The sequence below is a fragment of the Pseudomonas sp. UFMG81 genome, assembly GCF_015354575.1.
Classification (GTDB): Bacteria; Pseudomonadota; Gammaproteobacteria; order Pseudomonadales; family Pseudomonadaceae; genus Aquipseudomonas.
The window spans coordinates 82,111-107,503 of the sequence record NZ_JACAFQ010000035.1 but is presented as its reverse complement, the minus strand read 5'-3'; the positions used below and the strand labels follow the sequence as shown (position 1 = coordinate 107,503).

Genomic DNA, 25,393 nt, shown 5'->3' with positions numbered 1-25,393 from the left:
CAGCAACGCCGCACCGCCATCGACCGTCAGCAGGCTGCCCGCGCCCAGGGCGATGTCGCCAGTGCCGCGCAGGGTCACGCTGCCGCCGTCGAGCCAGGGCGATACCTGCACGGCGTTGACATTGACGCCATCCTGGCGCCGCCCACTGGCATCGACGCGCACGCCTGTGGCGATGTCCAGGCCGACCGGCAACGCCGCATTGCCCACCACCAGTGTCTGCGAGCCGACCTGCAGGTTACCCAGGGTGATGCTGCCACCGTGGCTGGTCAGGTCGGCGTTCACCTTCACCTGCGGTGCCAGCAAGCTCATGCCGGCACCGTCAGCCAAGGCCAGTGCTTGGTCTACCTGGATGCTTTCGTAAGCGGCGACGTGCAGGCCACCGAGGGCAAAGCCCTGCAGCCGCTCGGCATCGAGCAGCAGCAGGCCCTCGCGCTGTGGCGCTACGCCGGTGTCGAGCGCCATCCCGGTCTCGGCGGCGGCCTGGCGGCCGATCACCACGTTCTTCAGGTTGCCCCCGGCAGCGGTCAGGGTGCTGCCGTTGGCCGTCGGCACGTAGTAGCCAACGATCAACTGCGCCCCACGCGCCTGGCTGAATTGCGGCAGGCGGTAGCCATCGACGCTGGCCTTGGGGGCGTCGAGTTGCCGATCACCCTGGAACGTTTCGCCGAGGACCTCGCCGTGCAACTGCGCGTTGGCCGTGCCCACCACCAGCCGCCCGGCGTCGCGCCCGACCGTGTAGCCATTGGCCAGGCGTTCACGCGGGGCGATCAGCGGATTGTAGAAGAATGCGGTCTGCCCCCAGCGCTCGCTGTGGTGCTCGTAGCCCTGATAGACGCCCTGGTACAGCAGATCGCCGGGGGCGCGGTTGATGTCGTACAGGCGCCCGTCGGCGCCCTTGAGCCAGGACATCTTCAGCATGCCGCTCTGCACATCGAGCGTGCCGCCGGAGAGATTGATCAGCGAACCGCGCTCGCTGACCAGATCGCCGCCGCTGAAATTCACCGTGCCGCCCTGGGCCAGCCACTCGCCCAGGCTGTGGCTGCGCGTGCCGAGGTAGCCACCTACTTCGAGCAGGCCACCGCCGGTGTACCAGCGCTCGCCGGCGTAGCCGTTGACCCCGCCCGCCACGTGCACCAGGTCGCGGACATCGATCCACACATCGGTACTTTTCAGCGTACCCACGTCACGGTTACCGGCAGCGTCGCGCAGCTCGTTGCCCTGGATATTGACCTTGACGTTGTTGCTGTCCATCGCCAGCTGCACGCCGACAGCGCCCGCCACGTCCACCACCGCCCCGCTGCGCAGCAGGCTGCGCTGGGCGGCGCTCACGGCCACCTGGCCGCCAGTGGCCAGGGTCAGCGAGCCGTTCTGGAATTCCACCGTGCCGCCGCTGACGATCTCCACCCGCGACAGCGTGCGGTCGTCGGCCACGCCGCTGAGGTTGTCGAACACGCCGGTGCGCTGGTTGACCTGGCCGCCCAGGTCCTTGCGCAGGGCGTCGCGCTGGCTGTCCAGGGCGCTGCCAGCCTCGGCATCGATGACGATGGCGGTGGTGCTGCCCTGGGCCAGGGTGACGCTGCCGCTGGTATCGCTTATCGAATTGAGCAGGTGCACGGTGCCGCGGTTGTCCACCGAGCTGCTGGCCACCGCCACGCCCGCCTGCACGACGCTGTGCCCGGTCAGGGTGATATCGCCCTGGCCGGCCTGGATCAGGCCACTGTTGCGCACCAGGCCGGCACTGCTGCCAGGCTTGAGACGCGTGGCCACCTCGTTGCCGCGGGTGGTGGCGTACGGGTTGCCGACGGTACTGACGCCCTTGCGGATGTAGAAGTTGTCACCTGCGGCCAGGGTCGCCTGGCCCTTGGGGTTGACCAGGGTCCCGGCGTTCTCCACCTCGCTGCCCAGCAACAGGGTATAGCCACCGCCCTGGGTGGAGCCGCTCGGGGCCTTGGTCTGCAGCACCGCGCCTTGCTGCACCAGCACCTTGCCAGCGGCGTCGGTGAAGGTCGGCTGGCTGCCGGCACTGTCGACATACAACCCCCGCTCACGGAACTGCTGGTCGGTGATGTTCGCCGCCGCCGCCACCAGGTTGCGCACGTTGACCTGGCTGCTGCCACTGAAGACGATGCCGTTCTGGTTGACGATCATGACCGTGCCGTCGGCCTTGATCGTGCCCTGGATCTGGCTGGGCGCCACGCTGTTGCCCACGCGGTTGAGCAGTGCCCAGTCGGCGTTCTGCTGGAAGCTCAGCTGGGTATCGCGGCCGACGTTGAAAGTGTCCCAGTTGAGGATGGCCTTGTCGGCGGTCTGGCGGATCGACACCTGGGTGCTGCCACCCTGCTGGCTCTGCACCGGGCCGTCGGCGTTGACGAACAGCGGTTGGCCGTTGGCGTCGAGCATCGGGTTCAGGCCATTGCCGCCCAAACCGTTGTGGATCGTCTGCGACGCGGCCAGGGCCGCCGCCCTGCCTGCCGCCTGGGCGGCCTGCTGGGCGGCGATGGCGCTGACGGTGTTGTTGAGGTTCTGCAACGAGCGCTGCAACTGCGCGTTGGCACGCTGTTGCTGGGCCAGCGGTGGCGGCAGCCCCGGCAGCCGCGCCGCGCCCTGCCCGCCGGCACCGCCTGCCACGGGCGCGTTGCCCTTGGCCGCGAACCAGGCTGAGCTGAACGCCTGGGGCGCTGCCTGCACGCCACTGGCCAGGACCATCAGGGCAATCACCTGGGCCAGNGGCTTGAGCCGCGGCAGCGTGGTGTCGCCCTGTCGGGCGGAACGGGAACGGAGCGAAGCAGCGGTGCCGAGACGCATTGCAATAAGTCCTTTTTCTGGCCAATCGCGAAGTGGGTAGCGCAGCCTGCTGGCTGTATGCGTTAGGCGGTTGCGAAGGCTTCGGACCGAACCTTTGTCACGCAAAGTTCATCCATGCTCAACGGCCCTGAAACGCAAAAGTCGGTAACGGCGCGAGCCGTTACCGACAGGTTGCAGCGACAGCTTGAAGCGAGGCTTACAGCGGACGACCCTGGGCGTTGCAGACGCTGGTGTTGTTCACGCCCAGCGCGCCGGACTGGTTGGCGAACTGCAGGCGCACGGCGTTTTTCCAGGCGTTGTTCAGCGGGATCAGCTTCATCGCGGTGATGGCGGCGTCGTTGTTGGCGGTCAGGCCGTAGTGACGGGTCAGGAAGTCACGCACGCTGGAGCCGTCGGTGGCGTCCTGGTAGCACTGGCCGAAGATCAGGTTGGTGTAGGCAACCATGGCATAGCCGCTGGCCGGGTTTGGCAGGACAGGTGCCCACTTGGTCGGATCGGCACGGTCGGCCGCGTTAGCTGGCGGGGTGACCGACGACAGCGCGGTGACCACGTTGCCTACGGTCGGCAGCAGGCCATTGACGCGTGCGACCTTGGCGTTGTTGGTGGCGTCGACGTCCTCAGGGCCAACGTAGCCGATACCGCCTTCGGTGCTGTTGGCGGCAGTGGCCATGGCCGAGCTGCTGGCCACAGCGGTGAAGGTGGCAGGCTCGGCGCCGACCTGGGCGGTGGTGAAGGTGCTGCTGACACCGAACTGGCTTGGGCAGATGCTGTTCAGGTGGCGGGAGAGGATTTCCGAGGTGCCGCTGCTGCCGCTGCGGTAGAACACCTTGATGTCGGTGGCTGGGTAGTTGCTGTTGATGTCGCTCCACTTGGTGGCGGCGCCGGAGAAGATCGAGCACAGCTGGGCGCTGGTCAGGTTCAGGTCGGTCACGGCGTTGCCGTCGGTGCCGGTCAGTTTGTAGGGCACGGTGACCGAGGTGGCGGCCGATGGGATCTGGATCAGTGGGCCCCACTTGTTGGCGGCGTCATTGCCGGCGCTGTTGTGGGCGGCGTTGTAGGCGCTCAGTTCAGCGACGGACAGTACCGAGTCGCTGCCGGCGAAGTCGACGGTCACGCCGGACTTGTTGATGTCGGCGGCGACGTTGTTGAGGAAGGCCGATTTGCCCTTGCCGCTGCCGACGCCGGTGTAGGTGTCGAAGCCGGCGCCCAGTACGCCCGGGGTGGTGTACAGGCCTTGCGGCAGAGTGGCGCCGCCACCCACGACCGCTGCCATCGATTGAGCCGAAGCCAGTGCGGCAACAGCCATGGAGGCTGCGATCATAGTGCGCTTGAACATGAAGAATCTCCTTTCATCGTGTCGTTACGGTGAGTGTCAACCACGTTTGCATGACGCCTGGGGGCCGGGCCAACCCTCGATCCAGAGGGGCTGGTGGTCGGTCCACGAAAGATACGTTCGCAGCTTGCGGTGACAGGGAAAGGAAAAAATCACGGGAGGTTGGGTGGGGATTTGCTCAGGAGTCGGGAGGGGGTTTCGTGGGTGGCTCGCTGCCATTCAGGTTGCGCGCGGTTCGCCAATATCGGCGCAGGTGGCTGTGGGTGGGGGGGTACCCGTGAATGATCCGGTGCGGGTGTGTGTCTGTGGTATGACATCCACTCCCGTAGACCTTGGGGGGTTCACTCGGGAGGCTGATGCAGTCGACGAATTGAGGTCGAGGTCGAGGTCGAGGTCGAGGTCGAGGTCGAGGTCGAGCATCTAGTGTGTGGGTGTTGGTATTGCGTGAATATCCTTTGGCGATGGAGACGCTGATTCACCTTTCCGCCCTTACGGCGGCCTACTTTTTTCTTGGAAAAAGTAGGCAAAACCGCCTGCTCCCATCATCCGGCCCCTACGCTGCGCTTCGGGGTTCCCTCACTCCGGCCTTGCTCCCGCGTGGACGCACCGAAGGGCCATCCATGGCCCATCGGTGCTCGATGGGCATCCATGCCCATCGCCCCGCTCCGCAAGTCCTCCGTTCGGCCTCCTGAAGTCGCGTTTGGCGGTGACTGGACTATCGCGCGCTTAGAAGCAAGAGCAAGAGCAGATAGTGTTTAACCGTTATTGATATGTTGTTTGTAATGGCCTGTTCGCCGGCAAGCCGGCTCCTACGGACGGGGTGTGCAATTAAAAGTTTGTACACGCGTAGGAGCCGGCTTGCCGGCGAATGCAATTTGATATCCAACACAACAATCAACTAGCGACAGCTGCGCCAACACAGGCGCCGCCCCTAACTTCGCGACTTCAGGAGGCCGATCGGAGGGCTTGCGGAGGGAGGCGACGGGCATGGATGCCCGTCGAGCACCGATGGGCCATGGATGGCCCTTCGGTGCGTACTCCCGGGAGCAAGACCGGAGTGAGGGAACCCCGGAGCGCAGCGCAGGGGCCGTATGAATGGAGCGAGCATTTTTTGGTTACTTTTTGATGCTTCAAAAAGTGACCCGCCGTAAGGGCGGAAAGGTGAATAAGCGTCACCCCCGCACATGGATATGCCAACAATTTTAAAAACCAACCAACCAACCAACCAACTAACTAACCAACTAACTAACCAGCCAGCTGGATCACTGCACCAACTGGTTAATCTCGATAATCGGCAACAACACCGCCATGACGATCAGCAACACCACCGCCCCCATCACCACGATCATCAATGGCTCCAGCAACGCCGTCATCCCCATGGCCCGCCGCTCGATATCCTTGGCCAAACTCTGCGCAGCCCGGTCCAGCATCGGCGGCAGGTTGCCGGTCTTCTCGCCACTGGCAATCAGGTGAATCAGCAACGGCGGGAAGGTCTTCTGCGCAGCCAGCGCCGAAGCCAGCCCAACCCCCTCGCGCACCCGCGCCGTGGCCTGCGCGACGGCCTGGTCCAGGCAGTCGTTGCCCAAGGTCTGCCGCGCAGCTTCAAGCGCCCGCAACAGCGGCACCCCCGCACTACCAAGGATCGCCAGGGTAGACGCGAACCGCGCCGTGTTCAGCCCCAACACGAAACGCCCGAACAACGGCAGGCGCAACAAGCGCCGATGCCAGGCCAGGCGCGCCACCGGCTGGCGCAGGTACATACGCCAGCCCCAGAACCCCGCGGCCAACCCGGCGAAACACAAGCCCCCCCAAGCCCGCACGAAGTCACTGGCATTGAGCATGGCCAAGGTCAGCCCCGGCAGGTCCTGCCGCGCCTGGGTGAAGGCACTGACCACCTGCGGCACCACATAACTGAGCAGGAAAATGACGATACCGATCGACACCAACCCCACCACACCCGGGTAGATGAACGCCGTGAGGATCTTGCCGCGCAAGGTGTTGCGGTCTTCGATGTAGTCAGCCAGGCGCTCCATCACCTGGGCCAGGTCACCCGACTCCTCCCCCGCCGCCACCAGCGCCCGGTAGATCTCGGGGAAGTCCCGTGGCCGCGTGGCCAGGGCATCGGCCAGGCGCATGCCGCTGCGCACATCGCTGCGCACGGCACCGAGCACCTGGGCGATATGCTTGCGTTCGGCCTGCTCCAGGGTCGCGCCCAGGGCCGCCTCCAGCGGCAGGCCGGCGGCGAGCAGGCTGGCCAGCTGGCGGGTGAGCCAGGCCAGGTCGCCATCGTTCAACTTCGCGCCGAACAGCCCAGCGGCCGCCGCCGGGCGCTGCTGCTCCACGCGCAAGGCCACCAGGCCCATGCTGCGCAGCTGCTGCATCACCGCAGCGGGGCTGTCGCCCTCCAGTACACCACTGGCCAGGCGGCCCTGGGCGTCGGCGGCTTCGTAGTGGTAACGGTTCATCAGGCGTCCCGGGTGACACGGAGGATTTCTTCGGTACAGGTACTGCCGCTGTCGACCCAGCGCTGGCCGTCCTCGCGCATGCTCAGCATGCCCGCCAGCCGCGCCTGGGCGCGCAACGCCTGCTCGTCGGCGCCCTGGTGGATCAGGCTGCGAATCGCATCGTCGAGGCAGAACAGCTCATGGATGCCGGTGCGCCCGCTGTAACCACTGTGGTTGCACGCCGCGCAACCCACCGCGCGGTACTGCCCCGGCAATAGCGGATCGGGCTGGCGGCAGTGCACGCACAGGCGCCGCACCAGGCGCTGGGCCAGCACCCCCAGCAGCGCCGAGGCCAGCAGGAACGGCTCGACGCCCATGTCGATCAGGCGGTTGACCGCCGACACCGCGTCGTTGGTGTGCAGCGTGGCCAGCACCAGGTGCCCGGTGAGCGAGGCTTGCACGGCGATCTGCGCGGTTTCCAGGTCGCGGATCTCGCCGATCATGATCACGTCCGGGTCCTGGCGCAGGATCGCCCGCAGGGCCACGGCGAAAGTCATGTCGATGCGCGCGTTGACCTGGATCTGGCTGATGCCCGGCAGGTCGTACTCCACCGGGTCCTCGACGGTGAGGATGTTGCTGACGCTGGCATCCAGCCGCGCCAGGGCGGCGTACAGGCTGGTGGTCTTGCCGCTGCCGGTGGGGCCGGTGACCAGCACGATGCCGTGGGGCTGGCGGATCAGGCCATCGAGGCGGGCCAGCAAGGCCGGAGCCATGCCCAGGGTTTCCAGTTGCAGGCGCCCGGCCTGCTTGTCCAACAGGCGCATCACCACCCGCTCGCCATGCCCGGTGGGCACGGTGGACACGCGGATATCGATCGGCCGGCCGGCCACCCGCAGGGCGATACGGCCGTCCTGGGGCAGGCGTTTTTCGGCGATGTCCAGCTGGGCCATGATCTTGATCCGCGACACCAGCGCCGCGTGCAGGCCCTTGCGCGGCGAGACCACGTCGCGCAGGGTGCCGTCGACCCGGTAGCGCACCACCGAATGGTGCTCGAACGGCTCGATATGGATATCGCTGGCCTCATCCCCGGCCGCCTGGGTCAGCAGCGCGTTGATCATGCGGATCACCGGCGCGCCGTCCTGGGTGTCGAGCAGGTCGGTGACCTCGGGCATGTCTTGCATCAGGCGGTCGAGATCGACCTCGTTTTCTGCAGCGCCCACCACCGCGGCAGCACTGCCGGTTTCGGCGTAGGCGCTGGTGAGCAACCGTTCGAAGGCGTCTTCGCTCAGCTGCACATGGGCCTGTTCGCCGAACTGGCGGCGCACCTCGGCCAACGCCCAGGCGGGGGTCGCGGGGCAACTGTGCAGCAGCACCCCATCAGCCCCGGGCTCGGCCAGCAGCACCAGGCGCTGGGCCCGGGCCCAGGCATATGGCAGGCGGCTCATCGCCTCACCCCGGCCTCGTTGATCGCCGCACGCGGCGTGGCGCCGGGGATGGCCTGCTCGACCGGTGGCAGCAGCGGCATGTCCATGTCCGGCACGGCCCAGTTGCGCTCAGGCTTGAGCTGGCCCTGGGCGCGGCGGATGAAGTCGTAGCGGTTCAGTGTGATACCACGCCCCACCGCTGCGTCACGGACGATGTAGGGGCGCAGGAACACCATCAGGTTGGTCTTGTTGCTCTGGCGCCGCTCGTAGCGGAACAGCGCCCCCACCCCCGGCAGGCTGGACAGCCACGGGATGCCCTCGTTGCTCTGGCTGTAGCCGTCCTGCAGCAGGCCGCCGAGCACCATGATCTGGCCGTCGTCGAGCAGGATGCTGGTGTCGATGGCGCGCTTGTTGGTGACCGTGCCGGCAGCGCTGGAGGCCCGCGCATCGACGCTGCTGACCTCCTGGTAGATGTCCAGCTTGACCGTGCCGCCCTCGGAAATCTGTGGCCGCACATTGAGTTTCAAGCCCACTTCCTCGCGCTGGATGGTCTGGAACGGGTTGTTGCTGTTGCCGCCGCCATCGGTGACGTATTGGCCGCTGACGAAGGGAATGGTCTGGCCGACAAAGATGCTCGCCGCCTCGTTGTCCAGGGTCAGCAGGTTGGGCGTCGACAGCACGTTGCTGCCACCCTTGCTGTTGAGCGCCCGGGCCAGCACCTTGAGGTCGAGCACCTCGCCGATGCCAGGGATCTTCACCGTGCCGTCGACCAACCCCACACTCAGGCCTGGTGGCAAGGCGTCGAGGCTGGTCTTGGCCCCGGGCACCAGGCCCGAACCGCCCAGGTTGGCACCACCGAACACGCCATTGCCGCCGAGGTTGCCGGCCTGCCACTGGATGCCGAACTCGTTGGCGGTGTCCTCGCCCACTTCGACGATCAAACTCTCGATCACCACCTGGGCGCGGCGCTGGTCGAGCAGGTCGATGACCTCGCGCAGGTTGCGGTACAGCGGGTCCGGGGCGGAAATCAGCAAGGTGTTGGTGGTGGCGTCGGCCTGCAGGGTCACCCCACCTGCGGCGAAGGCGGTGTTCTCGTCGCTGGGGGCTTTGCCGTTGCCATAACCGCTGCCATAGCCATTGCTCTGGCTGGCGCCCAGGCCCTGCCCCTGATTGGTCGTGCCGTTGCCGGTGCGCGGAGTCTGGTTGGTGGCGCTGCCGTTGGTGCTGCTGGTAGTGCCGGCCAACATCCCGCCGCCGCTGAGCAGTGCCCGCGCCTGGTCGCCCTGGCCGCTGTCGCTTTCGCCGGTGAGCAGCCCGCGCAGGGTCTGCGCCAGCTTGCCGGCCTGGGCGTTGCGCAGGTACACCACGTGCAGGTTGCTGGGGTTGTTCTGTTCGTTGTCGAGTTTGTAGATCAGCTCACGGGCCAGTTGCGTGCGCTCGGGGCTGGCGGCGCGAATGATCACGCTGTTGGAGCGTGGGTCGCCAATCACGCTGATTTTCTGCGTCGGGTCGTTGCCCTGGCCCTCGAGCAATTCGCCGACCATGGCCGCGATATCACTGGCGATGCCGTTGTGGATCGGCACCACGTCGGTGTCGATGGCGCTGGGCACGTCGATACTGTCGAGCAGCTGCGCCACCCGTTCGAGGTTTTCCGCGTAGTCGGTGACCACCACGGTGTTGTTGCCCGGGTAGGCGGTGATCGGGTTGTTGGCGGCCACCAGCGGGCGCAGCACCGGGATCAGGTTGACGGCGTTCTCGTAGCGCAGGCGGAAGGTGCGGGTGAGCATGCCGTTGCCGGCGTCGCGGTCCGCTGGGTTGATCGCCCCACCGAGCTGCTTGGCGTCCGCCTCGGGCACCACCTGGCTGACCCCGCCCACATCGACCACGCTGAAGCCTTGCATGCGCAGCGCGGACAACAGCATGCCGTAGGCGCGCCGCGCCGGCACCTCGCCTTCGCTGACCAAGGTCAGCTGGCCCTTGACCCGGGGGTCGACCAGGAACTGCCGCCCGGTGGCGCGGGACAGCGCGCGCACCACGGCCTGGATATCGGCGTCGACGAAGTTCAACTGCACGGGCTGGTCGCCCAGGGCGGGGTTGCTCGACGGGTTGCCGGCATGGCTGCTGTGGGGGGTGGCACGGCTAGCCTGGCGGCGCGGTGGCGTGCGCTCATCCTGGGCCTGGGCTTGCAGGCGGTGCCGCTCCAGGGTGGTGTCGCCGGCGTGCACGCTGGCCAGCGGGCGCCCCAGTTCGCTGCTGGCCATGGCAGCGGGCGGGCGCGTTTCATGCTGGCTGCAAGCGCCGAGCGCGAGGGCCAGCGCCACGGCCAGCGGCGCGCGCGGCAAACCCCGGCGCGGCGCCGTGGGCAGTACTGTGCGGGTCATGGGGAATCCTTAGCGTCGAGCGCGTGGTGCAGGCGGAAAGTGCCGGAAAAGGTGGCGGGTGCATCGGGGGTGGCCAGCGGGTCGCGGCGCAGCTGGGCCTCGGCGATGGTCAAGCCTTGGGCGGTCGGTGCCTGGAGCATCCAGGCCAGGGCCGCCTCGGCGGGGGCCTGGCGCCAGGTCAGTTGCCAGCCATCCGCCGCTTCCTGGAGTTGTCCGTGAGCTTGCAGCCCTGCCTGCTCGAGGCTGCGCCGTAGCGCGGCAGCGTTGTGCTCGGGCGCTGCGGCGCGCGGCACCTGGGCCAGCAATTCGTCCAGGGCGCGGGCCTGGCTACGCAACTTGGGGGTTTCGGCCTGCCACTGGGCGATGCGTGCCAGCGGTGGCTCGATGAACGCCAGCCACAGCAAGGTGCTGGCCAGCACCGCCGTCACCAGCCCCAGGGCGCGGCGTTCACGCCCGGCCAGTGCGCGCCAGGCCGCCTGGCCTTGCGCCTGCCATTGCTTGAAAGCGCGGTCAATGCGCATTGGCCAGCTCCTCGCCCGCCGGCTGGGCCAAGGCCCGCAACGTCCAGCGCTGGCCGCGGGCCTGCGCCTCGACACCTTGGTTGCCCAGTGCGGCTTGCCAGCTATCGGCGGGCGCGGGTTGGGCGTCTTCGGCGAGCTCCAGCACCAGGCTGGCATCGTGGTAGTCCAGGCCCTGCACCGCACCGGCCAGGAACGGCATGGCCGCCCCCGCCGCCTGCACCAGGTGTTCGAACCCGCTGCCCTGGCCGGGCTGACCAGCCCCGGCTTGCAATTGCTGGCGCACCTGCTGCAGCGGGTTGATGATCGCCGGCAGCTGCGGGAAGGCCTGGCGCACCTGGGCGTGCATCCGCTGGCGCAACTGCTGGCCTTCGGCGGCCAGTTGGCCGGCGTACAGGTTCAGCCCCGCTACCCAGACGAGAATGGCTATGCCGATGCAGGCCGCCGCCCGCCCCCAACCCGCGGTGCTGGCCGGGCCCTTGTGCAAGCCACCCTGCAAGCCCCAGGCCGGCAGGCTGGCGACCTGTGCCCCGGGCTCGGGCCAGGGATGCACCGCCCGCCAGCGTATGCCTGCCTGCTGCGACCAGGCGCTCAGCGTGTGCAGTGCGGGCTGGCCGATCCAGGCCACTTCGACCTCGCCATCGACCGCCCGTGGGCCGTGGGCAATGTACAGTTGCGCGCTGTCGCCCAGTACCAGGGCCTGGGCCGCGCAGCGCACCGCGTCGCCCAGCCGCGCCACCGGTAACGGCGGCAGCTGGATCGAGGTCTGCACCGCATCCTGTGGGTCGAGCAAGGCAATCAACGCCCGGCCTTTGCCCAGTTTCGCCAGGTCGCCTGGCATGGCCACCCCGCTCGCCTCGACCTGGCCCTGACGGTCAATCAGCAGGTAGTCCACCGTGGCGCTGGTCGCCAGCGCCTGCACCGGCGGCAGTGCCACCCGCAGTTGCCCGCTCATGCGCCCACCCGCGTCCAGATCACCCGCGGCAAGCCGGCCTCACCCACATGCAGCAGCGCCCCTACATGGACCGCACTGGCGGTGGGCAAGGTCTGCCCGTGCAGGCGGAACCAGTCGCTGGTGATGCCGACCTCGACGCTTTCCAGCACCAGGTGCGGCATGTGCAGGCGGTTGACGAAGTCGCCGCGGTTGACGAACCAGTGCCCGCCCTCGCGTTCGGCCACCAGGCCGTGGGCCTTCTGCAGGCTCAGGCCTGGCACCTGGGCGGCGAGTACTTCGGCTGGGGCGGTGTTGCCATTGACCCAGGTGTTGGTCGGCAGCAGGGTCACGAACGGCAGCAGGCGCTGCAGGCTGGCCTCGTCCATACCAGGCACCTCGGCCAGCTGGCGGACATCGCGCAACATCGGTTGGCGTGGCAGCAGCAACTGGGTTTGTGCGCCGGGCGAGGTGCCACGGCCACTGTCGAACGCTTGGTCGGGCGCGACCTGGCTACGCAACGGGTAGCCGTCGATGACCCGCGTCGTGACCGCCGTCGCCAACGCCGGGCGCAACTCCAACAGCTCGAACAACCGCCTCAAGCTGGCTTCTGCTCGGGGGTCGGGTTGATCTTCATACACCAGATTGCGCAGGTTGAACTTGCCTTGCTCGTCTTCCAGCGTGCCTTGAAACTGGCCACCACGCTCGCCCACCGGCAAGGCCCCAAGCGGCTGCGCCCAACGCTGGTCGCGGCGCACCAACGGGTCAGCCTTGCGTTGTTCGGCCAGCAACTGGCGACTCCAGTCCAGGCCCGCCTGCAACACTGCGGCGCCCTCGGCGCGACGTTGCTGGTTCTCCAACTGGCGGGTGAACAGGCTCTGCTGGCTGAGCATGCTGCCAGCCAGCACCGCCACCAGCGCGGCGATCAGCAAGGCGCTGACGATCGCCATGCCACGTTGGCGCGGCTGCGCAATGACCGGGCTCATGCTTTAGAGCTGCCAGGAGCCGATATCGGCATTGACACCATCACCGTCGGCCTGACCATCGGCGCCCAGGGTGAACACGTCAACCTCGCCATTGGCGCCGGGGTTGAGGTACTGGTAGGGCTTGCCCCAGGGGTCGTTGGGCAGGCGCTCCAGGTAGCTGCGCCACGTGCCCGGCTTGGCCTGGGCGGGCTTTTCCACCAGCACCTTGAGGCCGTCGTTCTGGGTGGGGTAGCTGCCATGGTCGAGGCGGTACAGCTTAAGTGCCTGCATCAGCCCGGCAATGTCCTGGCGGGCGGCGGTGGCCCGCGCCTGGTCGGGCCGGTCGAGCACCTTGGGCACCACCATGGCGGCCAGAATCCCGAGGATCACCACCACCACCATGATCTCGATCAGGGTGAAGCCCCCTTGGCGAAGGGGGCGTCCAGGCTGCGGCGGGCGGGCGATCTGCATCTCGGCATTCCTTGCGTGAGTTCGATTCGGCGCCGATGATGGCAAAGGGATATGACCGGGGTATTGAAAATCCTCGGGTGTTCCGGTCGCCGCAACGTCACACCCGGCAGGCAGCATGGGCCCTCGCCCTGCCCCCTTTAGAGCCCCCCATGCAAGCGCGCCGGCAACGTGGTTTCACCCTGATCGAGGTGCTGGTGGCGCTGGCCATCGTCGCCGTGGCCATGGCCGCCGCGGTGCGCGTGGCGGGCCTGATGACCCAGGGCAATGGGCTGCTGCGCGACCGCGCGCTGGCGTTGCTGGCGGCGCAGAACCAGGTGAACGAATTGCGCCTCGGTGGCCCGTTGCAGGCGGGGCTGCGGCGCTTTGCCTGCGATCAGGGGCGGTTGCGGTTGCGTTGTGAGCAGGCCATTGGCAGCGGGCCGCGGGTTGGGTTGTGGCGGGTGCAGGTAAGGGTGTTCGACAGTGGTCGTGATGGGCCTGCGCTGGCGGAGCTGGAAAGCTGGGTGGCGTTGCCGCTTTGAAGCAGTGCTTGCGGGCTTGGGGTCGTGCCTTTCGAGGGGGGCGGAGGGGGCTGCCAGGTGCTCGCCGGTGTTTTTTTAGCGCTCTCAAGATCGAGCGCCGCGCGGGCGGCGCTCGATCTCAAGGGCGCTGCAAAAACATCGGCAAGCACCTGGTGGCCTTCACACGGTCGCCATCAGGCCTTCGAAAGCAATAAACCTCAAGGCCTGACCAACGGCGCCAATTCCAGCGCTGCCGGCAAGCGAGCAATCCCTACCTGGCTGCGCACGCCACCCTGCTGCAAGGTCAAACCCTGCCCATCAATGGCCACCACCGACACCCCACGCGCCAGGACTTCCCCCACCCTGACCGCGCGCGGCACCCCGCCATTGACCGAAAGAATCGCCACCGGCCCGCGCCCGGTATCGAGCACTCCGCTGACCGTGACCTCCACCTGCGCCGGGCGATTGGCAAACCACTGCGCAGCCGCCGGGGCGGCAGTGGCTTGAGCCACGACCGCGACCACTGGCGCCGTCTGCTCGGCCGGTGCCAACAGCCGCGAGGCCCAGAACGCCGCCCCCAGCAAGGCGCCGAGCACCCCGGCGAGCTGAACGATGGAAGGTAGCGCAACGGGTTTGAGTGCAAGTGCCATGGACGAATCTCCCTGTTGTCCGTGGCCCGAGCATAAACCGCACAGTTCACGCTTTTATTTCACACGGTGATCATCTTTACCCGGCACGCTGGGCAGAACCGAAGGAGGCTGCAGCGACATGGAAGGTTACGCTCGTCAACAGGGCTTCACCCTGATCGAACTGATGGTGGTGCTGGTGATCGTCGGCATCGCCAGTGCCGCCATCAGCCTGAGCATCCGCTCCGACCCGGGCAAAGCCCTGCGCGCCGACGCCGAGCGCCTGGCCCAGGTACTGCAGGTCGCCCACAGCGAGGTGCTGGCGGACGGGCGCGGCCTGCGCTGGCAGGCCGACCGCAATGGCTACCGCTTCGTGCGCGGGCACGAAGTGCTGCACGACGACGGCCCGCTGCGGCCGCAGCGCTGGCAGGCAGCACCGGTGAGTGTGCAAGGCTTGCCGGAGCGCGGCCTGGCAATCAGCGCCGAATGGCTGGGCGAGCCGCTGCGCCTGGTGCTCACCAGCGGCGCCCTGACTATCGAGGTGCTGCGCGATGCCGCAGGCCTCGTGCAGGTGCGCCAGCCATGAAGCGCAGGCAATCCGGCGGTTTCACCCTGATTGAAGTGATGGTGGCGATCCTGTTGATGGCGATCGTCAGCCTGGTGGCCTGGCGCGGGCTGGACAGCGTCAGCCGAGCCGACCAGCACCTGAGCGCCAGCACCACACAGACCCGCGCGTTGATGCGGGTGCTGGGGCAACTGGAGCGTGACCTGGCGTTGCGTGCGACGATCGAGCTGGCCGAGCCCGTGCTGCCCGGCAGCGAACCGCCCGTGGACAAACCGCTGTCGGCGCTGAGCCTCAAAGGGGATGCGCGGTCGGGGGCGCAATTGGAGGTGATCCGCACCGGTGCCGATGGTATTGGCTTGCAGCGGGTGCGTTGGTGGTATGAGGGGGGCACGGTGTATCGCGCCAGTGGTGCCGTGCGTTCGCACTTTCCGCTGCCCGCGCCCAAGGGACGGGTGGCGGTGTTGCAGCAGGTCAGTGAATTTGAAATGCGCTATTGGGTGCGGGGCAAGGGCTGGCGGCGGTTGGAGGGCCAGCGGCAGGAGGATCCGCTGGGGGTGGAGTTGGTGCTGGTGCATGAGGGGGCGCTGGGGGCGGAGCGCTATCGGCAGGTGCTGGGGCCTTTTGAATGAGCATGTGTCCGGTCTCTACAACTGAGCATATTGGCCTCCGGATGCATGGCAGGATATTGGGTGAGGGCCACCAGGTGCTTGCCGGTGTTTTTNTAGCGCTCTCAAGATCGAGCGCCGCCCGCGCGGCGCATCGCTGGCAAGCCAGCTCCCACATCTGTTTCGGGCCAATCCATTCTGTGAGGTCTCCACTGTCCGCCTTGGTGAATACCTCAAGTCTGGTGGTGCGGCATCAGCGCCAAAGCAGAAACCGCGTCGTACAAACAAGGCGGACAGTGGAGATGGACCAGGAGTAACTGGCCCGAGACAGATGTGGGAGCTGGCTTGCCAGCGATGCGCCGCGCGGGCGGCGCTCGATCTCAAGAGCGCTGAAGATCAATCGGCAAGCACCTGGTGGCCTCAAAGCGATCCCAAGGCATGCACCACCCCCCTCAACTGATCAACACCACCCCCCCCGGCAACTCGGTACACCTCGCGCCATACGCATCCCGAATCAACCCCGCCACCCCAGGCAACTGCGCCAGGGTGAACCGCGCCTGGACCTTGCGCCGCCCGAGGTTCGGGTTGAGCAGCACCAGCATCCCCGGCCGATAGCGGTTGATCTCGTCGATCACCTGCGCCAGCGGCACATCGCGGAACACCAGCAACTGCTCACGCCAGGCCATGACCTCAAGGGCATCGAACGCCTGCGGCTGCCCCATCTGGCGTAGGTCGTAGACCAGCTGGCGGCCGCTGTCGAGCACCTCGCTACGCCCTTGCCACTGCAGGCGCACCTGCCCGGCCAGGCAACTCAGGCAGACCTTGCCACCCTCCTCGCGCAGGTTGAACCAGGCCAGGTCGGCACTGAGCAACGCGCCGCCGGCCTCGATGCGCATCGGCGCACTGGCCTTGACCTGCAACTCGCCTTCGAGCAGTTGCAGGCCGTCGGCGCTTTGTACGCTGACGCGGGTTTGGGTGTTGAGCTCCAGGTCCAGCCCCGGCGCCACTTGCACATGGCGCTGCTCGCCGACCGCCGTCTGCAAGTCGGCGGCCGAGCCACCCCAAATGCCCCCACGCACCATCACCAACGCGGCCGAGGCGGCAATGGCCCCGCCCAGCAAGGCACGGCGGCCAAAGCGGCGCATCGGCACCACCTGGCTGGCCTGGCGCGCGGCGGGCTCCAGCTGCTGCCACAGGCGGCACGCGGCTTCATAGGCCTCGGCATGGGCCGGGCTCTGCGCGCACCAGACGCGCAAGGCGCGCGCATCGGCCACGGTGGCGCGCCCGGAGGTCAACAGCAACAACCAGTCCTGGGCCTGGCTGTGCAGGCTGGAATCGGGCGAAGGATGGGGTGTCATGGTGTCGACGGCCTGCCGTGAGTTTTCTGCGGTGTATTGATCAAGACGGTTTTCCCGCGCCGGGACCGAACCGCTGGATGACTTTTCTTTCCAAACGGTGGGCGCAATGGGTCAGTGCGGCCTTCAGCTCCTTCTCCACCATGCGCGTGGAAATGCCGAAGCGCTCGGCGATTTCCAGGTGCGGCGCCTCCTCCAGGCGGGCGGCGATAAAGATCCGCCGCCGCCGACTGGGCAACTCGTAGAGCGCGCCGAGCAACGACTGCAGCTCTTTCTGGCCACCCACGATGCGTGCCGGGTCCTGGTCCTCGCTCACCTGCAGCAAGGCGTCGATCTCCTCGCCGGTGAGCAACCGGGCATCGGCTGCGCGGCGATCGGCGGCAATGTTCAGGGCCATGCGGTACAGGTAGGCGTCGGGCTTGTGCAGCACGGGCGTGGTGTCCATGCGGTCGACGCGCAGGTAGGTTTCATGCAGCACGTCGTTGGCCAGGTCCTCGGACCCCAACCGCCTGCGCAGGCGCAGCCTGAGCGCGTCGTAGGAGTTCAGGAACAGCCTGGCCAGGGCGGTATCGCGTGGTGTGCTCATACCGCCGGGGCTCCTTGCGTGGTCATACAATCGCTATCCATTGTCGATTCCATGGGGCGTAACAACAGCGTCACCGGCTGCGCCAGGGCGCCCGGTGGCTGGCGTGCCAGGCGCAACGCCCGCAGCGCTTCGATCACGGCGCTGTCGCGCCGGGTTTCTCCGGTACTGGCCAGCAGGCGCGTCTGCACCACCACGCCTTGCGGGTCGATCCATACTTGCAACGCTGCACGGTAGCCGCCCGGCCGCGTCAGCGGTGAACGGCACAGCGCGCGCTGCACCGCCTGCTGGATGGCCAGCGCATAGCTGCCCGCCGCAGGTGTCGCAGATGCCGGCCGGCCCTGCTGGCGCACAGGCAGGCGCATGGGCCGCACAGTGAACGCCTGCGCCGCGCTGTAGTGCGCTTGCAGGCCGGTCCCTTCGAGCAACCGGTGCAAACCGGCACGGGCCGTGAAGCGCCCGTGCAGGGGCATGGAGCGGCGCTTCGCAGTCAGCTCGCGGTCAACCAGCACCGCCATCGCGCTTTGCTGGCTGAAGGCTTGCAACGCCTGGTCCAGAGGCTGTGCGGGCACCGAGAAGTCGATCGGGCTGGCCGCCTGCGCCCAGCCGCTCAACGCATGGACGAGCAGCATAACGATGCAGGCAAGGCTCTGGCGCAACCCGAGGTCTCCCCGAAAAACGTCATCCTCGCCGCTGCACATGAATCTGGTATGACAGCCATTGGCCATCAAAGCTTCACCCAAGGCCATAGGCCACGAAGCTAGACTGAGGGCTCACTCCCGCGGAGAACCGCCATGAACCTGATGCCGCTGCTGCTTGGCGGGCTGTTGCTCGCCGGCACGGTCCAGGCCGAGGACAAGGCCTGCGTCGACGTGCAGGTCGGCCAGGCCCGCGCGCTGGCCTATGACTGCCTGACCCGCCAGTTGCAGAACAGCGACGGGCAGAAAGCCGCGCAAGCCAACCGCAAGGCGCAGCAGTTCGACGTGACGCGCCAGCCGCCCAACCGGCTGGGGCTGTTCAACCAGTCGGCGACCAGTGTGCGCATGGGCAATACCTTTGGCACTTCCGCCCTGCCCCAGCGCCCTGGTACACCGTGAGGGCCGACACTCGAGGTTACCCGGCCGAAGTGCTTGTACACAGCGCATCAGCCAGGCATCAGGTGGTATCTAGGAGGGTCGCTGTCCACCAAAGTCCTGCGTCTGATCAGGCGTGTCCTTCTGGGCCGACGCCTGACCCTGGGACAGGTCGACATAGTGCTGCCTGAGGCGGTCACGCAACAGCGGTGCAATGCCGTCGTGGTCGATTGCCAGAACATAAAGGTACTTAGGCAGTTTACCGCTGTCGCCATCACCCAGAATGCGCAGGGCATCCTGCGCATCATCGAAGTGCTCGCCGATTCCGGATTGCGCATCGCACACGCCGAATGTGAAGAAGCTTGCCCAATCCCAGCCGGTCAGCCGCACATCCATCTCCAGGCTCTTGGCCGCAGGGTCACGCCTACTTTTCTCGACCAGCTCACACAAGGCCTTGGCGCAGGCAACGGTAGGCACGGTGGGTGTCAGGCCGGGGGTCTGGTGATAGAACAGGTAGTAACCGGCCGCGGGCCGCCGGGCCAGCTTGGACAACTGACCTTTCTCGCTACCGATATTCGCCCGCCCCTGATGCGCTCGCTTGGCTTGCAGCAAGAGCACCTTCTGGCATTTCAGAGCTCCGATATCCAGCGCCACGATGATGCCGATATCGGCGCCAAGCCGACTTTCTTCTTCCGTGTTGGACAGCTGCAATGTTCCTACGTATGACTCGCCCTGCGGGTAACCGAAGCCAGGGAAACAAGGTGTCGCCCATCGGCCCAGCCAGTGTTCGACCATCTGGCTGAAACGTCCGTTGAGCGGGTCTTCGTGTGAATCTGCCTGGTACAGGTAGTCCGCCATTTCCTGTTCGCACTGGAGCATTGCCCAGTAGATCACCCAGAGCGCGTCGACCTTGAATTCACGAGGTGACTGGGTCAGCTGTGTCAGCATTTCCCACTTGTCGCACGCAAGTGCACATTGCTGTATCTGCGCATCGAACCTGGTCGACATGCTGCCAACTGCCAGCTGTGCCGACGCCTCCGCTATCGTCGGCAACTGGCCGGTAGCAGGAATACCGTGATGAGTGGCGTAAAAATGTTCGCGCAACTGGCGGGCTTGGGATGCCAGCTCAGCATAGAATTCATCGTCCGGCTTACGCTGAAAGAGCAACGAGTTCACCCATTCGCTCGCGGCCGGGTACGCCTCTTGCTCCACCAATGATCTTATTTCTTGCAGCCTTGGCCGGAACGAGCTGTCCAACCAGCCATGAGCGTCCAAGGCAGCAAAAGCCGGTTGCAACGCTTGCTGCAACCCCTCAATCTCGCGCTGCGTGCCTTGCAAGGTAGTTTTCTGCTCCCGTAACCCCGGCAGCCTGGCACTTTGTACATCCACCTTTGCGTTATAGCGGGCGACATACTCATTACGTTGGCGTTGCACATCCGGCGCATCGATGCGTGCAGTCTCTTTGTCGAGCAGTGCCTGCGCCGTATTCAGGTGCTCGCGAGCAGCACGTCGCTTTGCGCGTTTGAACCAGCTCTCACTCGCCGTCTCCTGCACGCTCAATTGCGCTTGCTCCAGCGCTAAGGATGCGGCTTCGAGCGCTTTCTCGCGTAGCCTTGCAGCAGACAACTTCTGCAAAGCCTTGATGCGCTCGATGTCGCTGTCCAACTGTTCAATCTGGCTTTCAATGCTGGCTGTCGCGTGCTTGAGACTGGACTTGATGAGCACATCATCACGGGGGGGTGATGGCGGTGGGGAAAACTGCATCGGGTCATCCTGACGACATTGGAAGAAGCGACCGATGATCCGCGTATGGCAATCTGATTGCAAACCAGAGCCGCGCGCGGGTTGCGCCTGCTAGCCCCACCCATCCCGGCGCATGGTCGCCCGTACCAGACGCTGCTGCTCCTGCTCAAGCTCGTGCAGGCTGTCGCGCACCCCATGGACATGCTCGCGCGCCGCGCGCTGGGCCTGCTCTGGCAACTGCTCCATCACCGCCTGGTACAAGCGCGCGTGCTGGCGATCGATCTGGCGCTTCTGCGCCGGCCGGCAATAGAGGTTGTTGACCGAGGCGAACACCGTGCTGAGCATGAGGTCGCTCAACGATTGCAGGGTGTGCACCAACACGGGGTTGTGCGAGGCCTCGCTGATGGCGCGGTGGAAGTCATGGTCGCGGCGGGCGTGCTCGCGTGGATCGAGGCTGTCGCCGGCGGCATGGGCGGCGAGCATGTCTTCGTAGCGGCGGCGGATCAGCAGGCGGTCGACGTCGGTGGCACGCAGCGCAGCAAGGCGCGCCGACTCGGCTTCAAGCAGGGCGCGCACTTCGAGCAAATCGAACAGCGTGCGCGGCTGCGTACCGAACAGATGCAACAAAGGGCTGGCACCACCCCGCCCGGTGAGGTCGGCCACGAATGAGCCACGCCCCTGTTCGGTGTCGATGATGCCGCGCCCGCGCAGGATGCGCAGGCCCTCGCGCAGCGCCGAGCGCGAACAGCCGAGCTTGTCCACCAGGCGCCGCTCCGAGGGCAGCGCCTGCCCGACTTTCAATACCCCATCGACGATCAGTTTCTCGACCCGTTCAGCCACCTGGTCGGCCACCTTGGCCTTGCCTGCCACGCCCATTACTCACCCCTCAACTGGTAGGACCACTGCTTGCGTCATCCGGCTACAGCAGGCAACCCCTGCGCAAGACACTGGGATCAGCGTAGCCACTGTCAACCAAAGTGGTAGGACCAGTTGGCATCGTGCTCGACGAATTCGCCACTGGGGCGCAGGCTGGCCAAGTGGCTGAATCACCGAACAACAACAAGAAACCGCCGAGTGAGCCCCATGAACATCCTCTACGACGAACGCGTCGATGGCCCGCAACCCGTGGTCGACAAGCCCGCGCTGCTGGCGGCACTGCGCGGCGCCCTGCCCGACCTCGCCATCCTCCACCGCGAGGAAGACCTCAAGCCCTATGAATGCGACGGCCTGTCGGCCTACCGCACATTGCCGCTGCTGGTGGTGCTGCCCGAACGCCTGGAGCAGGTGCAAGTGCTGCTGCGCCTGTGCCACCAGCGCGGCGTGCCCGTGGTGGCGCGTGGCGCCGGTACGGGCTTGTCCGGCGGCGCCTTGCCGCTGAGCCAGGGCATCCTGCTGGTGATGGCGCGCTTCAACCGCATCCTCGAAGTCAACCCACAGGGGCGCTTCGCCCGTGTGCAACCGGGGGTGCGCAACCTGGCGATCTCCCAGGCGGCGGCGCCATTCGGGCTGTACTACGCACCCGACCCGTCGTCGCAGATCGCCTGCTCCATCGGCGGCAATGTCGCCGAGAACGCCGGTGGCGTGCACTGCCTGAAGTACGGCCTGACCGTGCACAACCTGCTCAAGGTCGAGATCCTCACCGTCGAAGGCGAGCGCCTGGTGCTGGGCAGCGATGCCCTGGACAGTCCCGGCTTCGACCTGCTGGCGTTGTTCACCGGCTCCGAGGGCCTGCTGGGGATCGTCACCGAAGTGACCGTCAAGCTGCTGCCCAAGCCCCAGGTGGCACGGGTGCTGCTGGCCAGCTTCGCCAGCGTCGAGGATGCCGGCCGCGCGGTGGCCGGGATCATCGCCGCCGGCATCATCCCCGGGGGCCTGGAGATGATGGACAACCTGGCGATCCGCGCCGCCGAGGATTTCATCCACGCCGGCTACCCGGTGGACGCGGCGGCGATCCTGTTGTGCGAGCTGGACGGTGTGGAGGCCGACGTGCAGGACGACTGCGCGCAAGTGGAAGCGGTGCTCAGGGCGGCCGGTGCCAGCGAAGTGCGCCTGGCCTGCGACGAGGCCGAGCGCGTGCGCTTCTGGGCCGGGCGCAAGAACGCCTTCCCGGCGGTGGGGCGCATTTCGCCGGACTATTACTGCATGGACGGCACCATCCCCCGCCGCCAGCTGCCGCAGGTGCTCAAGGGCATAAGCGAGCTGGCCGAACAGTACGGGCTGCGGGTGGCCAATGTGTTCCATGCCGGCGACGGCAACATGCACCCGCTGATTCTGTTCGACGCCAACCTGCCGGGCGAGCTGGACCGGGCCGAGGCCCTCGGCGGCAAGATCCTCGAACTGTGCGTGGCGGTGGGCGGCAGCATTACCGGCGAGCACGGCGTGGGCCGCGAGAAGATCAACCAGATGTGCGCCCAGTTCAACGCCGACGAGATCACCCTGTTCCATGCCGTGAAGGCCGCCTTCGACCCGCAGGGTTTGCTCAACCCGGGCAAGAACATCCCCACCCTGCACCGCTGCGCCGAGTTCGGTGCGCTGCACGTGCATCACGGGCAACTGCCATTCCCCGAGCTGGAGCGTTTCTGATGGCGGACTTGAGCCAGGACCTGCTGGAACAGGTCAACCAGGCACTGAACCTCGACACACCGCTGCGTATCCAGGGCGGCAACAGCAAATCGATGCTTGGGCGCCCGGTCGCCGGCGAGGTGGTCGATACCCGTGGCCACGCCGGCATCGTCAGCTACGACCCGACCGAACTGGTGCTCACCGCCCGCGCCGGCACACCGCTGCTGGCGATCGAGGCGGCGCTGCACGAGGCCGGGCAGATGCTGGCCTGCGAGCCGCCGCACCTGGGCCCTGGGGCCACGCTTGGCGGCATGGTCGCGGCGGGGTTGTCCGGGCCGCGCCGGCCTTGGGCCGGGTCGGTGCGCGACTTCGTGCTGGGCACCCGGCTGATCACCGGCCACGGCAAGCTGCTGCGCTTTGGCGGCGAAGTGATGAAGAACGTCGCCGGCTACGATGTGTCGCGGCTGATGGCCGGCAGTTTCGGATGCCTCGGGTTGATCACCGAAGTGTCACTGAAGGTGCTGCCACGGCCGCGCCAATGCCTGAGCCTGAGGCTGGAGATGGACATCCGGCAAGCCTTGGCCGCACTGACCGAATGGGGCCAGCAACCGCTGCCGATCAGCGCTGCCTGCCATGACGGCGAGGCACTGCACCTGCGTCTGGAAGGCGGCGAAGGTTCGGTGCGTTCGGCCCGTGAGCGGCTGGGCGGCGACACGGTCGATAGCCGTTTCTGGAGCGACCTGCGCGAGCAGCGCCTGGGCTTCTTCGATGACCCGGCGCCGCTGTGGCGGCTATCGCTGCCCACGGCCAGCGCTGCGCTCGAGCTGCCGGGACGGCAGCTGATCGACTGGGGTGGCGCACAGCGCTGGCTCAAGTCCAATGCACCGGCGCAGGTCATTCGCGAGCAGGTGGCGAACGTTGGCGGCCACGCCACCGCCTACGCGCCCGGTGACGACAGCAGCGCCCCGCTACCGGCGGCGCTGCTGCGCTACCACCAGGCGCTAAAACGGCAACTCGACCCCCAGGGTATCTTCAACCCTGGCCGTCTTTACCCGGACTTGTGAGGCCCCGCCATGCAAACCCACCTGAGCGAAGCCGCCAAACGCCTGGCCCGTGCCGAAGAGGCCGAAAGCATCCTGCGTTCCTGCGTGCACTGCGGGTTCTGCACCGCCACCTGCCCCACCTACCAGTTGCTCGGCGACGAGCTGGACGGCCCGCGGGGGCGCATCTACCTGATCAAGCAGGTGCTCGAAGGCGAACCGGTGACTGCCAGCACCCAACTGCACCTGGACCGCTGCCTGAGTTGCCGCAACTGCGAAACCACCTGCCCGTCGGGGGTGAAGTACCACGACCTGCTCGATATTGGCCGCGCGGTGGTCGAGCAACAGGTGCCACGCCCGCTGGGGCAGCGGCTGCTGCGTGATGGGCTGCGCGCGGTGGTGCCGCGCCCGGCCTTGTTCAAGGCCTTGGCGGGTACCGGCCAGGCATTGAGACCGCTGTTACCCAGCAGCCTGAAGGCCAAGTTGCCTGCCCAAGTGACAGCCCCCGGTCAACGCCCCACGCCCCGCCACAGCCGCCGTGTGCTGCTGCTCGAAGGCTGCGTGCAACAGGCGTTGTCGCCCAATACCAATGCCGCCGCCGCGCGGCTGCTCGACCGCCTGGGCATCAGCGTCGAGCCGATCCGCGAAGCGGGTTGTTGCGGCGCCGTGGACTATCACCTGGATGCCCAGGCGCAAGGTCTGCAACGGGCGCGGCGCAACATCGATGCCTGGTGGCCGGCCATCGAGGCCGGTGCCGAGGCCATCGTACAGACTGCCAGCGGTTGCGGCGCGTTCGTGCGCGACTATGGGCATCTGCTGGAGCACGATCCGCACTATGCGGCCAAGGCGGCCCGGGTCAGCGCGCTATCGCGCGATCTGGTGCAGGTGTTGCTGGCCGAACCGTTGGAGCACCTGGACGGGTGTACTGCACAGCGCCTGGCCTTCCACTGCCCCTGCACCTTGCAGCACGCGCTCAAGCTCGGTGGTGCGGTGGAAGGCCTGCTGACCCGCCTGGGCTTTCACCTCACCGCCGTACCCGACGGCCACTTGTGCTGCGGCTCGGCGGGCACCTATTCGCTGACCCAGCCGGAACTGTCGCGCCAATTGCGCGACAACCGGCTCGATGCCCTGGAAAGCGCAAAACCTGAGATCATCGCCACCGCCAATATCGGCTGCCAGCTCCACCTCGGTGGTGCCGGGCGCACACCGGTACGGCACTGGATTGAAATCGTCGAAGCAGCACTGGAGGCGGACCATGCATAGCAAATCTGTACTTGGGCAGGTGAACACGGCGGGGGGGTTGGGGTTTTGATCGAGTGAAGGTCAACAGGTGCTTGCCGGGATTTTTGCAGCGCTCTCAAGATCGAGCGCCGCCCGCGCGGCGCATCGCTGGCAAGCCAGCTCCCACATCTGTTTCGGGCCAGTTACTCCTGGTCCATCTCCACTGTGCGCCTTGGTGCATGTCTTAA

22 protein-coding genes are annotated in these 25,393 nt (G+C 66.8%); 7 read left to right on the top strand and 15 right to left on the bottom strand.

The genetic code is table 11. From position 1 onward, the window contains the following. The 9 genes from IX761_RS21970 to gspG form a co-directional block, all read right to left on the bottom strand. Positions 1-2,805 (bottom strand): filamentous hemagglutinin N-terminal domain-containing protein (locus IX761_RS21970; protein WP_194791608.1); only part of this gene is annotated, 2,805 nt, incomplete at its 3' end. Between the two features lie 196 nt (positions 2,806-3,001). Further along, the gene (locus IX761_RS21965) at positions 3,002-4,141 is read right to left on the bottom strand and encodes a substrate-binding domain-containing protein (protein WP_194791607.1); all 1,140 of its coding nucleotides are present in this window, start codon (positions 4,139-4,141) and stop codon (positions 3,002-3,004) included. Positions 4,142-5,400: 1,259 nt separating this feature from the next. Next, positions 5,401-6,603 (bottom strand): type II secretion system inner membrane protein GspF, encoded by a 1,203-nt coding sequence (gene gspF / locus IX761_RS21960; protein WP_194791606.1) that lies wholly within the window; start codon positions 6,601-6,603, stop codon positions 5,401-5,403. After that, positions 6,603-8,027 carry a type II secretion system ATPase GspE gene (gene gspE, locus IX761_RS21955; protein ID WP_194791605.1) on the bottom strand — a complete coding sequence of 475 codons (1,425 nt, stop codon included), beginning with the start codon at positions 8,025-8,027 and terminating at the stop codon, positions 6,603-6,605. The genes gspF and gspE overlap by 1 nt, the downstream gene beginning before the upstream one ends. After that, entirely contained in the window at positions 8,024-10,387 is a 2,364-nt protein-coding gene (gene gspD, locus IX761_RS21950; protein WP_194791604.1) for a type II secretion system secretin GspD, read from the bottom strand. The genes gspE and gspD overlap by 4 nt, the downstream gene beginning before the upstream one ends. After that, entirely contained in the window at positions 10,384-10,908 is a 525-nt protein-coding gene (gspM, locus tag IX761_RS21945) for a type II secretion system protein GspM (RefSeq protein WP_194791603.1), read from the bottom strand. The genes gspD and gspM overlap by 4 nt, the downstream gene beginning before the upstream one ends. Beyond that, positions 10,898-11,860 (bottom strand): type II secretion system protein GspL, encoded by a 963-nt coding sequence (gene gspL / locus IX761_RS21940; RefSeq protein WP_194791602.1) that lies wholly within the window; start codon positions 11,858-11,860, stop codon positions 10,898-10,900. The genes gspM and gspL overlap by 11 nt, the downstream gene beginning before the upstream one ends. Then, positions 11,857-12,822, bottom strand: coding sequence for a type II secretion system minor pseudopilin GspK (gene gspK / locus IX761_RS21935; protein ID WP_228533838.1), 966 nt, complete (start codon positions 12,820-12,822; stop codon positions 11,857-11,859). Before gspK ends, gspL begins: the two co-directional genes overlap by 4 nt. 3 nt (positions 12,823-12,825) lie before the next feature. Then, positions 12,826-13,272, bottom strand: a complete 447-nt coding sequence (gspG, locus tag IX761_RS21930; RefSeq protein WP_194791601.1) for a type II secretion system major pseudopilin GspG — start codon at positions 13,270-13,272, stop codon at positions 12,826-12,828. A gap of 149 nt (positions 13,273-13,421) precedes the next feature. Between gspG and gspI the strand changes: the two genes are divergently transcribed. Further along, the gene (gene gspI / locus IX761_RS21925; RefSeq protein ID WP_194791600.1) at positions 13,422-13,793 is read left to right on the top strand and encodes a type II secretion system minor pseudopilin GspI; all 372 of its coding nucleotides are present in this window, start codon (positions 13,422-13,424) and stop codon (positions 13,791-13,793) included. Positions 13,794-13,990: 197 nt separating this feature from the next. On the opposite strand, the gene IX761_RS21920 is transcribed toward gspI, so the two are convergent. Continuing rightward, positions 13,991-14,422, bottom strand: a complete 432-nt coding sequence (locus tag IX761_RS21920) for a general secretion pathway protein GspC (protein ID WP_194791599.1) — start codon at positions 14,420-14,422, stop codon at positions 13,991-13,993. Between the two features lie 118 nt (positions 14,423-14,540). Between IX761_RS21920 and IX761_RS21915 the strand changes: the two genes are divergently transcribed. Beyond that, a complete protein-coding gene (locus tag IX761_RS21915) occupies positions 14,541-14,984 on the top strand; it encodes a prepilin-type N-terminal cleavage/methylation domain-containing protein (protein ID WP_194791598.1) in 444 nt (147 codons plus the stop codon). Further along, the gene (locus IX761_RS21910) at positions 14,981-15,592 is read left to right on the top strand and encodes a PulJ/GspJ family protein (protein WP_194791597.1); all 612 of its coding nucleotides are present in this window, start codon (positions 14,981-14,983) and stop codon (positions 15,590-15,592) included. The genes IX761_RS21915 and IX761_RS21910 overlap by 4 nt, the downstream gene beginning before the upstream one ends. 428 nt (positions 15,593-16,020) lie before the next feature. On the opposite strand, the gene IX761_RS21905 is transcribed toward IX761_RS21910, so the two are convergent. The 3 genes from IX761_RS21905 to IX761_RS21895 are packed head-to-tail and all read right to left on the bottom strand — an operon-like array spanning position 16,021 to position 18,165. Then, positions 16,021-16,926, bottom strand: coding sequence for a FecR family protein (locus IX761_RS21905; protein WP_194791596.1), 906 nt, complete (start codon positions 16,924-16,926; stop codon positions 16,021-16,023). Positions 16,927-16,966: 40 nt separating this feature from the next. After that, a complete protein-coding gene (locus IX761_RS21900; RefSeq protein WP_194791595.1) occupies positions 16,967-17,509 on the bottom strand; it encodes a sigma-70 family RNA polymerase sigma factor in 543 nt (180 codons plus the stop codon). Continuing rightward, the gene (locus tag IX761_RS21895) at positions 17,506-18,165 is read right to left on the bottom strand and encodes a secretin and TonB N-terminal domain-containing protein (RefSeq protein WP_228533836.1); all 660 of its coding nucleotides are present in this window, start codon (positions 18,163-18,165) and stop codon (positions 17,506-17,508) included. Before IX761_RS21895 ends, IX761_RS21900 begins: the two co-directional genes overlap by 4 nt. 135 nt (positions 18,166-18,300) lie before the next feature. Here IX761_RS21895 and IX761_RS21890 point away from each other — a divergent pair, with 135 nt between their 5' ends. Beyond that, positions 18,301-18,603: a hypothetical protein gene (locus tag IX761_RS21890; protein ID WP_194791594.1), complete on the top strand. Its 303-nt coding sequence runs from the start codon at positions 18,301-18,303 to the stop codon at positions 18,601-18,603. Positions 18,604-18,672: 69 nt separating this feature from the next. Here the strand turns inward: IX761_RS21890 and IX761_RS21885 are convergent, their stop codons facing one another. Further along, the gene (locus tag IX761_RS21885) at positions 18,673-20,343 is read right to left on the bottom strand and encodes a hypothetical protein (RefSeq protein ID WP_194791593.1); all 1,671 of its coding nucleotides are present in this window, start codon (positions 20,341-20,343) and stop codon (positions 18,673-18,675) included. Positions 20,344-20,433: 90 nt separating this feature from the next. Continuing rightward, a complete protein-coding gene (glcC, locus tag IX761_RS21880) occupies positions 20,434-21,198 on the bottom strand; it encodes a transcriptional regulator GlcC (RefSeq protein ID WP_194791592.1) in 765 nt (254 codons plus the stop codon). A 207-nt stretch (positions 21,199-21,405) separates the two neighbouring features. On the opposite strand from glcC, the gene glcD reads away from it, so the two are divergent. Genes glcD through glcF form a run of 3 tightly spaced genes read left to right on the top strand, consistent with a single transcriptional unit; the run spans position 21,406 to position 25,187 of the window. After that, positions 21,406-22,905, top strand: a complete 1,500-nt coding sequence (gene glcD / locus IX761_RS21875) for a glycolate oxidase subunit GlcD (protein WP_194791591.1) — start codon at positions 21,406-21,408, stop codon at positions 22,903-22,905. After that, complete coding sequence (glcE, locus tag IX761_RS21870; protein ID WP_194791590.1) at positions 22,905-23,948, top strand: glycolate oxidase subunit GlcE; 1,044 nt, start codon at positions 22,905-22,907, stop codon at positions 23,946-23,948. Before glcD ends, glcE begins: the two co-directional genes overlap by 1 nt. Before the next feature lie 9 nt (positions 23,949-23,957). Next, positions 23,958-25,187, top strand: a complete 1,230-nt coding sequence (glcF, locus tag IX761_RS21865; RefSeq protein ID WP_194791589.1) for a glycolate oxidase subunit GlcF — start codon at positions 23,958-23,960, stop codon at positions 25,185-25,187. Positions 25,188-25,393: the final 206 nt, after the last annotated feature.

Bases quoted from the DNA above. Each gene is read 5' to 3' on its own strand.
- IX761_RS21965 (WP_194791607.1), bottom strand. From the start codon at position 4,141: ATGTTCAAGCGCACTATGATCGCAGCCTCCATGGCTGTTGCCGCACTG.
- gspF (WP_194791606.1), bottom strand. From the start codon at position 6,603: ATGAACCGTTACCACTACGAAGCCGCCGACGCCCAGGGCCGCCTGGCC.
- gspE (WP_194791605.1), bottom strand. From the start codon at position 8,027: ATGAGCCGCCTGCCATATGCCTGGGCCCGGGCCCAGCGCCTGGTGCTG.
- gspD (WP_194791604.1), bottom strand. From the start codon at position 10,387: ATGACCCGCACAGTACTGCCCACGGCGCCGCGCCGGGGTTTGCCGCGC.
- gspM (WP_194791603.1), bottom strand. From the start codon at position 10,908: ATGCGCATTGACCGCGCTTTCAAGCAATGGCAGGCGCAAGGCCAGGCG.
- gspL (WP_194791602.1), bottom strand. From the start codon at position 11,860: ATGAGCGGGCAACTGCGGGTGGCACTGCCGCCGGTGCAGGCGCTGGCG.
- gspK (WP_228533838.1), bottom strand. From the start codon at position 12,822: ATGAGCCCGGTCATTGCGCAGCCGCGCCAACGTGGCATGGCGATCGTC.
- gspG (WP_194791601.1), bottom strand. From the start codon at position 13,272: ATGCAGATCGCCCGCCCGCCGCAGCCTGGACGCCCCCTTCGCCAAGGG.
- gspI (WP_194791600.1), top strand. From the start codon at position 13,422: ATGCAAGCGCGCCGGCAACGTGGTTTCACCCTGATCGAGGTGCTGGTG.
- IX761_RS21920 (WP_194791599.1), bottom strand. From the start codon at position 14,422: ATGGCACTTGCACTCAAACCCGTTGCGCTACCTTCCATCGTTCAGCTC.
- IX761_RS21915 (WP_194791598.1), top strand. From the start codon at position 14,541: ATGGAAGGTTACGCTCGTCAACAGGGCTTCACCCTGATCGAACTGATG.
- IX761_RS21910 (WP_194791597.1), top strand. From the start codon at position 14,981: ATGAAGCGCAGGCAATCCGGCGGTTTCACCCTGATTGAAGTGATGGTG.
- IX761_RS21905 (WP_194791596.1), bottom strand. From the start codon at position 16,926: ATGACACCCCATCCTTCGCCCGATTCCAGCCTGCACAGCCAGGCCCAG.
- IX761_RS21900 (WP_194791595.1), bottom strand. From the start codon at position 17,509: ATGAGCACACCACGCGATACCGCCCTGGCCAGGCTGTTCCTGAACTCC.
- IX761_RS21890 (WP_194791594.1), top strand. From the start codon at position 18,301: ATGAACCTGATGCCGCTGCTGCTTGGCGGGCTGTTGCTCGCCGGCACG.
- IX761_RS21885 (WP_194791593.1), bottom strand. From the start codon at position 20,343: ATGCAGTTTTCCCCACCGCCATCACCCCCCCGTGATGATGTGCTCATC.
- glcC (WP_194791592.1), bottom strand. From the start codon at position 21,198: ATGGGCGTGGCAGGCAAGGCCAAGGTGGCCGACCAGGTGGCTGAACGG.
- glcD (WP_194791591.1), top strand. From the start codon at position 21,406: ATGAACATCCTCTACGACGAACGCGTCGATGGCCCGCAACCCGTGGTC.
- glcE (WP_194791590.1), top strand. From the start codon at position 22,905: ATGGCGGACTTGAGCCAGGACCTGCTGGAACAGGTCAACCAGGCACTG.
- glcF (WP_194791589.1), top strand. From the start codon at position 23,958: ATGCAAACCCACCTGAGCGAAGCCGCCAAACGCCTGGCCCGTGCCGAA.